We start from the raw sequence: 14,713 nt of genomic DNA, 5'->3' as shown, positions 1-14,713 counted from the left end.
GTAAGCCGGAAACAGGCCCTTTTCCAGCGGTGCGCGCGCACGGCGCAACAGCGGTTTTCCATCGTCACCCGGCACTGCGGTCAGGATGCCGGCCTCACCAAAACAGGCGCGCTCGGTATACATGCGCGGCACCAGCGTCGAGAGCCCTTTGAGATAACTTTTGTTGCCGTGGCGTTGCACCAATAGGCGGTGAAAGGCGGCCTCGGTGAACTGACCGCCGAGCGACACCGGTCCTTCGGCAAAGAGCGCAAACCAAGCATCGGCCAAACCCACCGCAGGAAGCTCGACCCCGCTGCGCCGACACAGCAACAGATGCAGCAGCCAGAGCGTGAGCGGTTCACCCAACATCGGATCTTCGCGGACCACGCAGTCGCCGAGCGGCGTCAGCCCCAGTTGCCAGACGCCCTTCGACTTCATGGCCGACACCAGACCCATCCCCAGCGCATAGTGGATCATCGGCTCTACCTTACCGGTCGACTTCCCCGTCGGGATGCCGGTTTCAGCGCCAATCGCCTCCTTATCTCCACTGCCATTCCGAGCCGCGAAGGCGAGCAGCTGGCCCAGCAGCCGCCGATCAGGCAGGAAGGTCTGCGGGAAATTCAGAGGCAGTTGAGCCATAATCTGTTGCCAAGAGATGTTAGCGAATCCACTGAAGTTAGCTGATGAGCAACTGAAACTGATCTTTCGATATCTCACAATCTCGAAGGATTTTTGCGAGCAACCCAGGCCCAATTGACTCTCCAGAATGCACTGGAACAACAGTTTTTCGTCCGTCTGCATGGCGTATGAAATGATGGCTCCCTTTTATCCTGACAATTTGAAAATCTGCCCGACACAGAGCATCGACGACTTGCTTTCCGGTGAGCGACGGCAGCTTAGTCATGCCGCCACAGTTATTTTTTGAATTCCAACAAACACCAGCTCATCTAAGTCATCTTGTTGAACCTCAAGCGAGAGTTCAATGGCTTCGCGGATTCTCTCCATTAAAACATCGAGCGATTTAGCTTGAGTATGGCAACCAGGAAGCGATGGAACAGATGCGACAAGGTATCCTTCCACGTCGCGTTCAATGACTACGTTAAAATCTTTGCTCATTAGATTTCTCAGATTTCAGTGCATCAGTTTTTATAGGCTAATTAGGTCGTTAGCATCAAGCATCAACACCGAAGCGCCGTTGCTCCAACGCCGTCACCGAGACCAGCAGGGGCTTATCCTGCAATGCGCCACTGGAGGTCATCACCGGCCCTAGCGACCAGCATTTGCCCTTTTCCAAGCTCGCCAAACGCTGTGCCCAGTCGCCCTTGGAATCAGGTGTGGTCTGCGCCAGCAGCGTCGCGAATCGCTCGATCTCGGTATCGGCAGGCTTGAAGAACAGCTTATGACCGGCCTGGAACAGGCGGTCGCGCTGCTCTTGATTGAAGTTGCTGGTGGTCTGCGTCGCCAGCAATAGCGAAAGGCCAAATTTGCGCCCCTCGCGCAACATCTTGTCGATCGGCGAATCACTGCGGTGATCTAGGTTCTGGATCTCATCCAAGACAACGGGAATCGGATGCTGCTTGCTGCCGGTATTACAGGCGTGATCGTACAGATCCCATAACGCAAACTCGGTCACCAGCTTTTGGATCTCGCGCCCGAGCCCCTTCAGTTGCAGCACATGCACCCAATGCTCAGGCGAGACCAACATATCCGACCAAGCCGACTCCTCGCCTTCCCGGAACGGTCTCGCCTTGATCAAAGGCTCCAGCTTGCTGGCCAAGCTCACCCCATAGTTGCTGTCGTCCTCAAGCTGCTTGATCAACTTCTGCAGCGAGAATTCGCGATCCGTTGTGATCCCAGCTTCTAGCACGCGAATCAGCGTCGAAAACTGCTGATCGCCCATGGTCTCATAGACGGAGGTAAAGATGCTGCCGATGCGCGTGGCGACCTGATAGGGATTCTCAGAAAACGGAGGCGCATCGGGATCGATGATCAACTGCTGACGTCGGAATGGATTCAGCGGCAGTTGATTGGTGGCGACATAATGGTTAAGAGGTTTAGCGATCGCCTTGAAGCGCTCCTCGACCTGATTTGGCAAGAAGCCATCGGTGTAATCGACGATCAGCGAATGCAGCCCCTGCGCCGCCATCTCCGAGAGCAGGCATTGAATGCCGTAGGTCTTACCCGAGCCGGATGCACCGAACACAAGCAGATACCGATTTGCCAGACGTTCGTGACCATACTCCCAATACACCGGCTCGCCATTGCCGCGGGTGCCGATCAACAACCGCTCAGGCACAGTCGGTATTGGCGTGACTACTGGCTCAATTCTTAGCGCTGACCGCTGCTCTGTCTCCGGTACGATCTCAGCCTCAGGCACAGGCACGGGCCTGCGCGCTGACTTTGGAGTGGACACCTCTTGCCCACCAACGAAATCATCAGCAACCATGCGTTCCTGATCCTGATATCTCGGGACCCGCGATGGCCCCGGTCGGGCTTCACCCGCTAGTGGGTATTCCTTATCGCCAGCCTGAGCATGCCTACCGGCCCTATCCAAGATGGAAATGATGTTCGAGCTGACAGCTTCGCCCGACGGATCGCCAGGCACCGGATCACCAGGCACCTGGCTCGTCTTTGAAGCGTCGATATCGGCATCAGCACCGGCTCTGGCATCAGCACCAACACTAGATGCAGCTTCAGCCTCCTTAGGCGCCCCCCAGGCCCCTTGCGAACCCGCCGCCCCAACCTGCTCCGAGCGCACCCGAATCGCACAATCCCCCAAGCTCAGCTGATCCGCCGGCGCCGCATCATCGAACAGGCTCACCACGCCCTGATACCCCAGCGCGATATGCCAAACCGCAAAATCCTCCGGCACCTTCAGCGGTGGTCGCACCACGCCAATGGGCAGCGCGATCGGCGTCAGCACCGGCTCCTTGCCGGGCTCATTGGTCCAGAAGGTGAAGATTGCGCCCTGCCAGGCGACCTCGAAATAGCCCTCGGCCAGGCTCTCCAGCGCCTGATCGAGCTTGCGCCATTGCTGCTCCGGCAGGTTCACCACCGAGCGCGAGGTCACCGCGCGCTGCAACTGCGCCCACCAATAGCGCCGGTCGAAGCGCACCCGCCGCACATCGTCTCGATTCGGCGCGAACAGCTGCGTTAGATGCGCCAGACCGTCCTGCACCTGATCGCTCGCCTTGGCCAGATGCGCCGGGTTGTGTTGCGCAAATTTGCACTCGATCACCGTCGCCCGCAGCAGCGGCACATCGCCCTCGCGCAACTGCAGCGAGAGCTGCAACAGGTCTGGACGATGCGTCAGCTCGCTGCCGCTGAACCAGTGCTGCAGCGAATCGATCGGCAACAGTTGCGACATCGCCGCGCTCGGCGTCGCCAGCGCGCGGCGGATGGCGGCAAAGCCGACCACCTCCCGCACCCGCTCGCCCTGACCCACCACCGCCCGCAGCGACGACAGGCCGACGATCTCCTCGGCCTCCTCCACCACCTTCGCCGCCATCGACTCCAGCCCCGGCGCCTCCTCGAACGGCAGCAGATGCTGCAATTGCCCATGCACCAATTGGGTCAGCGACAGCAGCGTGTCTTGCTCGGTGGAGATCGATAGATTCAGTTCGCCGTAGTCGCCCAGCCCGGAAGTAAAGCCGACGATCTTGCGCGGCTGCTGGCCCAAACCCTGCTCCGCGCGCAGCCCCTGCTCAGCGCGCAGCCCCTCGCTGGTGCGCAACAGCCGCTTATCGATAAAGGGATCGATGCAGGCCACCCACTGCGCCTTGGCGTGCAAGGCCTCCACCACCGGCTGCCAGGGCTCGTAGTCGATCTGGCCAAAGATCAGATGGTCGCTGTGCGGATTCTGCGGATGCTGCAAGCGCGCCGACAGGTCCGCATGCCGGGTCTGGATGCGCAGCCGCCGATTACTCAGCAGACTCTGGCGGCGCAGCTTATCGCCGCGCTGAATCGGGCGCGGATACTCGCAGATCGGAAACTGACTGATATTCGTCGGGTTGAAATCGAACTCGAACGGCAACGCCGGCTCAGTCTGCCCGGTCAGCTCGCCTTCCAAGAAGCGGAACAGGAAGGCGATGTCGTACAGCCGCGCTTCCTTGCGCACCAGCTCCACCATGCGCTCCCGGGTCGGCGCGAACCGGTGCCCGACCGAGAGCACCAGCGGCCGGCCGCGCTCGCGATAGGCCTCGGCGAGATGATGGCGCCAGGCCGAGAGGCGGCTTTCCATCGCCATCGGCGACGACGAGGTGGTGTAGACCATCACCTCGCAATGAAACGCCGGCCAATCCTTCGCCGTGGTCTTTAGATAGTCGCGCAGGAACTGATCGACGCCCGCGAGGATGGTGCCCAGCTCATCGACATGCAGGGCCAGAATCCGCATGCCATCATCCGCGAACGGATACAACTGCCGGTAATCCTCCAGCACCCGCACCACCACATCGCGCTCCTCGGTCGCGGCGATGATCTCGGTCACATCCTCATCGTCGTCGGCCTCCTCCTCGCGCAGCAGGGTCTGCACCGCCAGGCTCTTCTCGGTGGCCCGCTCCGGGCCGAGATGATGCAGCAGGCCGAAGGATTTGATCTCGGCGGAGAGCAGCGCTTGCTGATCCACCACCAGACCCGCCAACGGCCGATGGATCTCGGCCAGCCGCAGCAATTGCTCGAAGGCGGTCTTGCCATCCTGCCCCAGCGCCAGCTTGGCCGCCGCCTCCGGAAAGCCATCGCACAAGAAGCGCAAGCGCGCATGGGTGAGTTCCATCACCGGCGGGCTGATGCCCCAGACGATCGCCGAGCGCAGATAGGCATCATTCGGCGCCATGCTGTCGTCGACCAGCAGAAAGGGCTGGTTGGCCAGCTTAGCGATGCGGTCATCGTCGACGTTCAACCGCTGCGCCATTGGTGACAGGAGTCTTGAAGATGGACGAGATCTGCTGATCGTCCGATCTTAGTCGATAAGGTGGGCCGCCTGCTCAGGAGCGCATTCAGCCAGCGCTCGCCCTCACGATCCGGCCGACGATCAGCACTGGTCCAGCTTTTGACCACCTTCAGCATGGGCACTAGGCTGAGCAGTTCCTCCAAGCCTGCATTGTCAAGATCGGTGAACCACCGGCCACCCTGCTCTCGCTCGCCGCGCCCGTATTTCAATGAGGCATAGAGCGTCCCTCCGGGTCGCAGTGCTTGAGCCAAGCGCCGCAGTACCTGCGGCAACTCCGCCAGTGGTACATGTAGCAGGCTGGCGCAGGCCCAGATTCCATCAAAGCGCCCGCTCCAATCGATGTCCTGGAAGCGACGGATCTCTACGGTTAGCCCGCAATATTCCTCAGCCAGGGCGGCCAAAGCTGCGGACGGCTCCAACGCCGTAACCGCATAGCCGCGCTCGCGGAAGGCGCGCGCATCGCGCCCGGAACCACAACCCGCATCCAGTATGGCCGCGCCCGCAGGCAGTTCGCGCAAAAACGGCTCGTAGAGAGACGACATATCGACGTCAACGGTTGCGGCGAAAAATGACTGCGCCTTTGCATCGTAGTACGCCACGGTAGGATCTGAACTATTCATCAGGTTGTCCAAAGGCTGCTCACTGGCACAGGCCCTGACCACAATGCCGGACGCTATCTGAAAGCCACTTATACTGACGACATCGGCGGCCTCGGGGCTAGACGAGCTTGTACCAAGTACAGGGGGAACATGACGATGCTGAACGGACAGACTGCGCAAGGATACAACTGGACGCAATTGCTGCGCGCTGCGGCGGCAGCGGGTTCCGAAGCCCAGATCGCCAACGCTGTCTTGACGTCTACGAGGCGGTGCAGCAGCGGGCCTCGGAGAAGACCTGGAGCGACATCGTGTCGGACCTGGCGGATGTCATGGTTGCAGCGACGCGCTAGTCTAACAGCCATGCTGGATCAGGTTCCCCTGCGCGCAGCTTAACGACCTACCAAGCACTCACGGATTAGCCCATGAGCCAGGAAAGACCTATGACATCCGCTCACCAGTCGACACAGCCCGAAGACGACTTCATCAACATCTTTGCCGAGCTGTTTGGATTTGAGAAGGCGCAGCTACTAGCACCCGAGTTCGCGGTGTTGGACATCGACGGTGGCGCCCGCTTCATCGATTTTGCCCTGCGTGCTGGCGGCAAGAAAATTGCTTTCGAGATCGACGGTCCTACGCACTATCAGCCACCAGCCTTCGACCGCACCAAGTACGAAGACGACCTCCTACGTCAGAACAGCTTGATCCATCAGGGTTGGCAGGTGTATCGATGGACCGATCACGAACTTGATCAGTGCCGTGAACGGGTCAAGGAACAACTCGCGCTCTTCCTAGAGCGGATGCCTGGCCTGCTCGACATGGACGATTTTCTGCCCAAACAACGCGCCTGCAAGGCCGACTTCAACCTCCGCACCCACCAAGGCGAAGCGCTCGACTGGCTCGCCCTTGTCCGTATTGAAGGCACCACTATCGCTCTACTCGGCCATGCCACAGGTTCTGGCAAGACCTTTACCGCCATTGAAGACGCGCGACGCATCGGCGTGCCGGTGCTCTATGTCGCCCATACCAAGAATCTGATTCGTCAAACCGAGCGCGCCGTTCACGAACAATGGCCCGAAGTCACCACTGGTATCATTCAAGGCGGACGCTTTGAGCCTGACGCGCAATTCGTGCTCGCCACGGTGCAATCGCTGAGCAGCCGTCTCAACGAGATTGATCCAAACCATTACCGCTATCTGATCATCGACGAAGCCCACCACGCCGCCGCCGAGAGCTACCAGCAGGTGTTGGCCTACTTCCGCCCTGTCTTTACGCTGGGCCTGACCGCCACCCCGGAACGCGCGGACGGTAAGTCGATCCTCGACATCTTCCGTGATACCGCCCATCGCCTGAGCCTCAGAGAAGCCATCGAGCGCGGCGAACTGGTGCCCATCCGCTGCGTGCGGGTCAAGACCAATGTCGATCTCAGCCGGGTGCGCTTCAACGAAGTGCAGTACCACCGCCAAGATCTCGAACAGGCCATCACCGTCCCTGCGCGCGATGAGCTAATCGTCCAGACCTATCTGGAGCATGTTCGCGGACGCAAGGGCGTCACCTTCGCCGTCAATGTCCGTCATGGAGAAGCACTCGCTGAGCGCTATCGCGCTCAGGGCGTACCGGCCCGCGCCGTCTCCGGTCAGATGCCCAACAAAGAGCGCAATGCGGTTCTTGATGCCTTCGCCCAAGGCGAATTGCACATGCTCTGCGCCTGCGATCTCCTCAATGAAGGCTGGGACTGCCCGGACATCGAGGTCTTGCTGATGGCGCGGCCGACCCTGTCAAAGATCATCTACATGCAACAGCTCGGACGCGGTACACGCAAGGCCCCCGGCAAAGATAGCCTCCTGGTGTTTGACTTCGTCGATAACGCCGGCCGCTACAACCAGAGCTGGAACGTCCATCGCATCACTGGTAATCGGCGCTATCGACCAGGCGGCCTTGCGGTGGCGCCAAAGGATCGCATCGAGGACGAAGAACGCTCTGGCCCACATGATCCGCTCATCCTCAACCTCGGCCTTTGGACCGAGTCCTTCGAGGAAATTGATGTCTTCGATTGGCAAAGTACCGTCAAGGACATGCTTCCTGTCGCTGAGCTTGAACGCCAACTCGCGGCGTCAGAAGGCTACCTGCGCAACAAAGTCCTGCAAGGCGAGCTAACGCCCGATCACGACCTCAGCCTGGGGCAGCGCCGTTACTTTTACTTCGCCAAGGAGCGCAAACAGGCCATCGCCGACCAATTCGGCCTAAAGCCGGTTACCCCCGGCAATATCCGCGAACGGTTCTATGAGTTCTGCGACGACATGGACATGAGTGCTAGCTACAAACCCGTGCTGCTACGGGCACTGCTCGACACAGTTGATGAGGAGGGCAAGGTTTCGCTGAATCTCCTGACCTTGGCGTTTCGGGATTTCTACCTTGATCGGCTCAACTGCGGCCTACCAGCCGAGAAAGGCAAGCTGCGGATGGCGCGGGTCAAAGAGCTGACTGAAGGCGAGATTCAGCAGGTGATGCTTGGGATGCCGTTCAAGAAATATGCGCAGCGTGGATTTGTCGATTACTCGCGGGATTTGTCTCAGGTGAGATTCGCGCCCGCATTATGGAAGCGTTTAGAGCCTAAAGACTGCGAGCGCTTGCGAGACTTGGCCAGCGAGCGCATTAGTGAGTATTTCGAGAGATGAAAGAGCAGCGCCGCTTTTGCCGCGACGTTGATGACTTGTCCCCCTTATTGAAGGTCAGTCGGACCAGCGTCAGGCGCCAGTTGTTCAAACAGCACGGCGATGACGGCAAGCTGTTCGGTCGGGCCGATATCGGCCAGTTGGCTAACGAGTTGGCGGGCTTGGTCGGTAGCGCGTTGGCGTTGCTCGGCGCTCAGGTGCAATACATGGCTGATCTCGCCCTGTTGCGCATCGATCCGTTTGAGCAAGAGTGCGCCTGTGCCGGCGCTGGAGTCCTGCTCGCCGCGACTCAGGCGCTGGAGATCGCGCGCTTGCTCGGCGCGCTCGCGCAGCCGCAACAGGGCTTGGCGTCGGGTCTCCTCGCGCCATTTGCCCGGCGGCGCCTTGGCGATCAGGGTGGCGACCGATTCGAGCCAGGCCTGATCGCTGCTGTGGCCGGTATCGGCTAGGCGGCGGACGAAGGCGCCAAGTCCCTGCCGATCGGGGGTGAAGGCGTCGAGCCCGCGGTAGCGGTCGGCAAGGGCGCGGCGCAGGTCCGCGAGTTCGGCGGGCGGCTCCGTCAGCAGCGCCCGCCCGAGCTGGCTCTGCCAGTCGGCGATCAGCACCGGGTAGGCCTGTTTCAGCTCGCGCAGGGCGGTCACTAGCCGGTCGACGAAGGGCTCGAAGGCGGCGCTGTCGCCCCCGGTCAACACCTCCGGCGCGGTGTCGCAGGCCGCTGGCAGGGCCTCGAACAGGAGCGCACCGGGGCTGGCGGCTTGGGTGATGGCACGCCTTACCGCGCTGGCGGTGGCGGAGAGGGCCTCGCAGTGCTGGCTGTACTCGGGCAAGGCGTTGATGAAGCTGACCAGCGGACGGGCGATATCGAGCAGCGTCGCCTCCGCCGGGAGGCGCCCGACAATGCTGTGCAGGTAGCGATCGAAGAGCTCGCCGCGCAGCCCGCCGAGGTCATAGCGCTCGAGCGCGTAGAGTTCGGGACGACGGCACAGTAGCTCGGCATGTTCCAGGCTGATGCGGTCGCAGAAGGCGCCTTCTTGGTAGAGGGCGACTTCGCGCTGATGAGCGATCAGGTAGGCGATGATCAGCACCGGCAGCACGCCGAGCTTGACGCCGAAGGGTGGCTGCCGCAGTTGCTGGTAAAGCTCGGGGAGTGGCACCTGTCGCTCGCCGCCCTGCCCGAGGATCTCGGTGATGGCGTTCCAGGTCGGGCGGATGCCACAGGGGTCTTGCTTGGGATCGGGTGGGTAGATGCCGAGCCGGCCCTGCACTTTACGATGCAGCCGGGTGGCGGCGAGCAGGTTGAGGTAGAGGCTCTTTTCGGCCGGGGTCTTCTCAATGCCGAGCGCGGGTTGATCGGCGGCGCTTAGCATGGCGCTGATCAGCCGCTTGCGGCCGAGGTTGGCGCTCGGCGAGGGGGCGTCGCGGTTGAGCAGCTCGTTGTTCAGGCGCGGGGCCTTGGCGTAGCGCTGGGCCGCCCAGTCGGAGAGCAGCCCTTGCAGCTCGCGGCGGTGCCGGATCGGATGCTCGGCGCCATCGCGGAACCAGCGCAGTTGCTCGGGCGCGGCGATGAGTCCCCGAATGGCCTGGTAGGCCTCTTGCTCGGCGTGGCTGAGCCAGGCGCGATGCTCGCGGGCGGCGACCGGGTCTTGATGCAGCGCGGCCTGCTGCTTGGGCAGGTCGCAGAGGGCCATCCATTCGTCGATGGCCTCGCGCAGGCGCTCGGTGAAGAAGCAGAGGGCGAGCACCCCGCTCGGGCTGGTCGGCATGGCAGTCGCGAGGGGCTGGGCGGATCGCTGGGCAGTTGGCGCGCTGATCGGTGTCGGCTCGTGCTCGCTGGCGAGGTAGAACCAGAGCGGCAGCTCATCGGTGCGACTCGCCTTGGGCGGCCAACGCTCGGCGGCGGTGAATTGGGGGCTGAAGGCGCGCAGGCTGCCGCTGTCGATGGTGATGCGCCGCGCGACCTGGGCGCGCAGCGGGGCGAGGTCGTTGAGGGTGTCGGCGAGTGAACGCTCGGCTTGGGCGACCAGGGCTTCTTCGAGCGCGGCGCGCAGATCGAAATCGGAGCCGGCCCAGACGCGGTAGTCTTGGCTGAATTGGCGGAAGTGGATGCTGGAGCCGGCTTCGAGGCGCTCGATGAGCGCGGGCAGTTTGCTGCCGAAGAGTGCCCCGAGCAGCGCCGGGCTGGCCTTGAAGCCGCGTTGCGCGCCGATGAGGTTGAACAGGCCGATGGTCTTGAGCAGGGCGATCAGCGCGGGCGCGTTGGCATCATCGGGGTCATCGGGGTTGGCGTCGAGCCGTTCGAGGGCGGTGACCACCTCGGCCCAGCGGTGATCGGTGGCGGGGTCGCCCAGGGCGCTGCTTTGGTTGAGGATGAAGTAGTCGTAGAGTTCCCAGGGCCAGACCCAGTCGCCAAGCCGGAGCTGACACAGCCGCTCTTGCAGGCCGAACGGCTCCTGGCTGCCGAGATAGGAAAACAGGGTGCGCTCGTTCTGGGCAACCTTTTGGCACAGGCTGGGGAGTAGCAGCAGGCTGATGGGATGCAGCGGATAGCAGCGGGCGAACAGGTCGGCGGCTTCGGCGGTGTCGAGCCCAGGCGGCAGCGCGCCCTCGGCGGCGAGCAGTTGGGTGCTGCGCGCGAGGCTGGCTTGGGTACGCGAGGGCAGCTCGCTGTCGCGGCGGAAGGCAGCGGCCACCACGCGCAGCGCCTGCTCGGCGGGCTCGATGAAGGCGATAGTCTCGAAGCGGCCCTGCACCTTGCGCCATTCGTCGCGCAGCTCGCGGCCGAGGCGCGCGCCGTATTGTTCGAAGGCCTGATGCAGCAGGACCAGGATCTGCACCGGGATGGGGTCTGCTGTACAGCTGTGCTCGGCGAGCAGTTGCAGCAGGTGCAGGTCGCGCTGTTCGGGATGGTAGGCGGCGTATTCGAGGAACTTGCCGAGTTCATCGATCTCGATCAGCAGGCCGCAGCCGCCGGCCTGCGCCCAGGCGCGCTGAACGCGCTGGAGCAGCTGGAGGGCGGTATCCATCAGCACCGTATATTCGGCCGCTTCGAGGAGTTCGTGACTCAGCGCTGCCGGCAGACCGGCCTGCTCAACGGCGACGGCGAGGCCGAGCAGAAACTGACGCTGCAGGCTGTCGGGCAGGCCGTTGATGCCGACGCGCAGGTAGCCGCGACTACCGGCGAGGGCTTGGCTGATCTGCTCGGCCAGCTCGGGGTCGGCGGCCTGCAAGACGCTCGCCGCGGTCTGCTGGGCGGCGCTGTTGGGGTCGGACAGCAGGGCGCCGGCGAACAACGCAAGCGCTGACTTGCCGACGCCATAGGGTCCAATCGCGGCCAGCGCGCGCGGGCGCGACTCGGCGCTCAGCCCAGCGGCCAGTTGGCGCAGGCTTTGGCGCGCGCGCGAGGTCGGCCGATAGGCGGCGATCAGCTCCAGCGCCCCGCCGTCGCGCGCCAGATTGATGGCGCGCGTGTAGACGGATTCGATCTGGATGCTGTCGGCGAGTGGTGCGGCGCCAACGCCAGTGTCAGCCAGGTTGTTCATGGATCATCTGTAGTACCGATTCAGTACAGCGAGAGGCTCGGGGCGCTTGTCGCGCTCGAGCCAGTAGAGTTGATGCAGGCCTGCAGTGTCGCGCAGCTCATAGCGACCGGGATAGGCGGCGAGCAGTTCATCGAGGTGGCGCATGAGGCCGTCTTCGTTGAGCCGGAACACGGCGCCAGGCGCAGCCCAGTCGCCTTCGGCATAGAGCAGACCGCGCACCGAGAGCGCGGGCTGATCCGGCTCGGCGGCGAAACGCTGGGCGATGGCAAATTCAAGCGCGACCAGCGGCAGGAACGGCCGTGGCGCGCGGGGGCTGCGATAGCCGCCTTCGGGATCGGCCTCGATCAGGCCCAGCGGCGCGAGCAAGGCGTCGAGATGTTCGTCGGTGCGGCCGGGCACGGCGGCGTACAGTCGCAAGAGCGTCGAGATGTCGGATTTGAGCGTGGTCGCGGCGCGGTTCAGGCGCAGCTCGGCGGCGGCGAAATCGCTCAGGGCGCTGAGCGCATCGGCTTCGGTGAAGCGCGGCGCGGCGAAGCGGTTGAAGAACCAGAAGAAGCCAGTGGCCAGCTCGGCATTCGAGGCGATCAGCCAATGGATGATCCAGAGCGTGGCATCGTCTTCCAGGTAGGGATCAGCCTCTGGGCCGAGCAGCGCCGTGCCGAGGGCGGTGATCCGCGCCGGCTTGTCCTCAAAGCTGACCAGGCCGCAGACCCGCAGCCAGTAGTGGATGGCGTTGACCATGTTGCGGCCGACGCCCAGGCGACGCATGGCGGATTCGGGATGCTCGAACAGCTCGGGGCTGTCGCCTAGCGCGAGCAGGCTCTTCGGCAGCCAGCCGAAGCGCAGCGGAAAGGTCTCGTGGCGGCCGAAGCTGGTGTGTTCGCGGTTGAGCTGCATCAATTCCGTCTCGGTTCCTTGGCCGCTGGTTCAGCTCAGTGCGCGAATGCGCGCCACGGCGGCGATGATCCGGCGTGCGGCCTCATCGGCCTCTGAAAGCCTGTGCGTGCGATCGAAGCTGACCCGGATCGCGCCGTAGAGCAGATCGCCTTCGACGCCCATGGCGCGCAGCACATGCGACGGCTCCACCGTGCCGGAGGAGCAGGCGGAGCCGGAGGCAATGGCGAGGCTGTCGGCAAGCTGGTTGCGCAGCGCATCGCTGGGGATGCCGGGGATCGAGAGCGCGAGGATGTAGGGCGAGCACCGCTCGGGATCAGCATGCACGACCAGGGGCAAGGCCGCCGTGAGGCTGGCCAGGAAGCGCTCGCGGACAGCCCGCACCTGTGCCAGATCCTCCGCGCGCCGCGCCGCTGTGCGATGCAGCGCGCTGGCCAGTCCGACGATCTGGTGCGCGGAGAGCGTGCCGGGGCGCAGGCCATATTCTTGCTCGCCACCAAACATCAGTGGTGCAAGCCGAAGCTGGCGGCGATGGCGCACTGCCAGACAGCCTGAGCCGGTGGGCCCGTACAACTTGTGGGCGGAAACGGTGAGCAGATCGATGGGGACCTCATCAAGGTCGATCTCGAACTTGCCGGCGGCTTGCGCGGCATCGACATGCAAGAGGACGCCGGCCTCAGCCGCCAGCTCGGCGACCTGTGCGATCGGCTGCTGAACACCGGTCTCGTTGTTGGTGTGGATCAGCGAGATCAGGAGCGTGTCTGGGCGGATCAGCGCCGCGATGGTCTCCGGCTGGACCCGGCCGGCGGCATCCGGCTGCGCGCGGGAGATCTCGAAGCCTTCGCGCTCCAGTTGCTCGGCACAGGCGAGCACGGCGCGATGTTCGATGGCGGAGACGATGAGGTGGCGCCCGTGCTGGGCGTGGGCGCGGGCGAGCCCGAGGAGCGCCAGGTTATCGGCCTCGGTGGCGCCGCTGGTGAAGAGGATCTCGTCGGGCTCGCAGCGGAACTCGGCGGCGATGCTCGCGCGGCAGGCCTCAACCTGCTGCGCGGCGGCTTGGCCAAAGCAGTGCGAGGCCGATGAGGGGTTGCCGCGCAAGCCGCGCATCGCCTCAAGCATCTCGGCGGCGACATCGGGATCGAGCGGCGTGGTGGCCGCGCTATCGAAGTACAAGGGCGTCACTGCTCCCTCCCATCCATCTGCCCAAGTCCCGAGGCGATCATCATGAGGTCAGGATCTGCCTCGTCGTGGCGCGATGCCTGTTCGCCGTCTCGGTACTCAACGAGACCGCTGAGTCTAAATGCAGAGCAACAGGCTCATCAACGCTTTTATATGATCAGCGCGGTCAGGTTGCGCGCGACCGGAGTGGGCCGGCCGCACAGAGGCCGAGAAGGATGTCCTGCTCAAGGTCGGCCTCGCGGTGAGCCCTGCATGCAGCGCTGTCAGCGGCGATCGACAAGCCGATGACGGCCCGCGTCATCCTGGATCAAAGACTCAATTGCAGCGAGGGTTTGGCTCAGGATTTGCTCGCGCAGTTGCGCGGTGCGCTTCGCATCCGCTTGGTCGGGATCGGTGCAGAGCAGCTCGCAGAGAGCATCCGTGGGGGCCTCGAAGTCGCAGTGTCCAGCACCCGGGATGCGCATTAGGCGAGCCTGATCCGTCGCCGAGAACAGCTCACGGGCATTGTCGTACGCGTTGCAGTTGGTGGACTCACCGGCCAGACCGATCAAGGGCTTATTGAGGTTGCGCGCAGCCTGCTGGCCAATGCCTTGGGCATCGACCAGGTCCAAGGTGACGGCTCCTAAGGCGTTCGGATCATTGCGCGCTGCAACCAGTGCCGCCAGCGCTCCGGCTGAGAAGCCAGCATAGATCACGTCGGCCCCGGCCCCAAGGTGACGAGCGAGGGCGATCATGTCTAGCCCATTCTGCTGATGCCGGCCATCCCAGAACCGCATATTGCAGAAATCGAGGGTGGCCACGGGAACCCCCTCAGCGGCAATGGCCTCAGCCAGCCCCACCATGCGTTGCTGCGAGCGAAGGAAGCCATGAGCAAGAATCACAAGCGTCGAGGTCTGTTTAGAG

At 63.3% G+C, this 14,713-nt stretch carries 9 protein-coding genes and 1 pseudogene; 1 reads left to right on the top strand and 9 read right to left on the bottom strand.

Translation table 11 applies throughout. The features are described from left to right. The 5 genes and pseudogenes from VBE63_RS19350 to VBE63_RS19335 all read right to left on the bottom strand — a co-directional run. A pseudogene (locus tag VBE63_RS19350) lies at nt 1–618 on the bottom strand (hypothetical protein); the annotation flags it as partial. A 37-nt stretch (nt 619–655) separates the two neighbouring features. After that, nucleotides 656–883, bottom strand: coding sequence for a type II toxin-antitoxin system HicA family toxin (locus VBE63_RS31485; protein ID WP_416274590.1), 228 nt, complete (start codon nt 881–883; stop codon nt 656–658). After that, a complete protein-coding gene (locus VBE63_RS19345; RefSeq protein WP_323684657.1) occupies nt 880–1,095 on the bottom strand; it encodes a type II toxin-antitoxin system HicB family antitoxin in 216 nt (71 codons plus the stop codon). The genes VBE63_RS31485 and VBE63_RS19345 overlap by 4 nt, the downstream gene beginning before the upstream one ends. Before the next feature lie 55 nt (nt 1,096–1,150). Beyond that, nucleotides 1,151–4,876, bottom strand: a complete 3,726-nt coding sequence (locus VBE63_RS19340; RefSeq protein WP_323684656.1) for an ATP-binding protein — start codon at nt 4,874–4,876, stop codon at nt 1,151–1,153. Further along, nucleotides 4,873–5,547: a class I SAM-dependent methyltransferase gene (locus VBE63_RS19335; RefSeq protein ID WP_323684655.1), complete on the bottom strand. Its 675-nt coding sequence runs from the start codon at nt 5,545–5,547 to the stop codon at nt 4,873–4,875. The genes VBE63_RS19340 and VBE63_RS19335 overlap by 4 nt, the downstream gene beginning before the upstream one ends. Before the next feature lie 419 nt (nt 5,548–5,966). Here VBE63_RS19335 and VBE63_RS19330 point away from each other — a divergent pair, with 419 nt between their 5' ends. Then, the gene (locus tag VBE63_RS19330) at nt 5,967–8,201 is read left to right on the top strand and encodes a DEAD/DEAH box helicase family protein (protein ID WP_323684654.1); all 2,235 of its coding nucleotides are present in this window, start codon (nt 5,967–5,969) and stop codon (nt 8,199–8,201) included. Between the two features lie 44 nt (nt 8,202–8,245). Here VBE63_RS19330 and VBE63_RS19325 read toward each other — a convergent pair whose 3' ends face one another. The 4 genes from VBE63_RS19325 to VBE63_RS19310 form a co-directional block, all read right to left on the bottom strand. Then, nucleotides 8,246–11,737 (bottom strand): hypothetical protein, encoded by a 3,492-nt coding sequence (locus VBE63_RS19325; protein WP_323684653.1) that lies wholly within the window; start codon nt 11,735–11,737, stop codon nt 8,246–8,248. A gap of 3 nt (nt 11,738–11,740) precedes the next feature. Then, nucleotides 11,741–12,634: a DUF4007 family protein gene (locus tag VBE63_RS19320; protein WP_323684652.1), complete on the bottom strand. Its 894-nt coding sequence runs from the start codon at nt 12,632–12,634 to the stop codon at nt 11,741–11,743. A 30-nt stretch (nt 12,635–12,664) separates the two neighbouring features. Next, on the bottom strand, nt 12,665–13,813 hold the full coding sequence (locus tag VBE63_RS19315) for a cysteine desulfurase family protein (RefSeq protein WP_323684651.1): 1,149 nt from the start codon (nt 13,811–13,813) through the stop codon (nt 12,665–12,667). Nucleotides 13,814–14,073: 260 nt separating this feature from the next. Then, a partial coding sequence (locus tag VBE63_RS19310) for an alpha/beta hydrolase (protein WP_323684650.1) occupies nt 14,074–14,713 on the bottom strand: 640 nt, incomplete at its 5' end.

The organism is Lamprobacter sp. (genome assembly GCF_034860625.1).
Lineage (GTDB): Bacteria > Pseudomonadota > Gammaproteobacteria > Chromatiales > Chromatiaceae > Lamprobacter.
The sequence above is the reverse complement of the archived record's forward strand: the minus strand, read 5'-3'. Positions and strand labels throughout refer to the sequence as shown.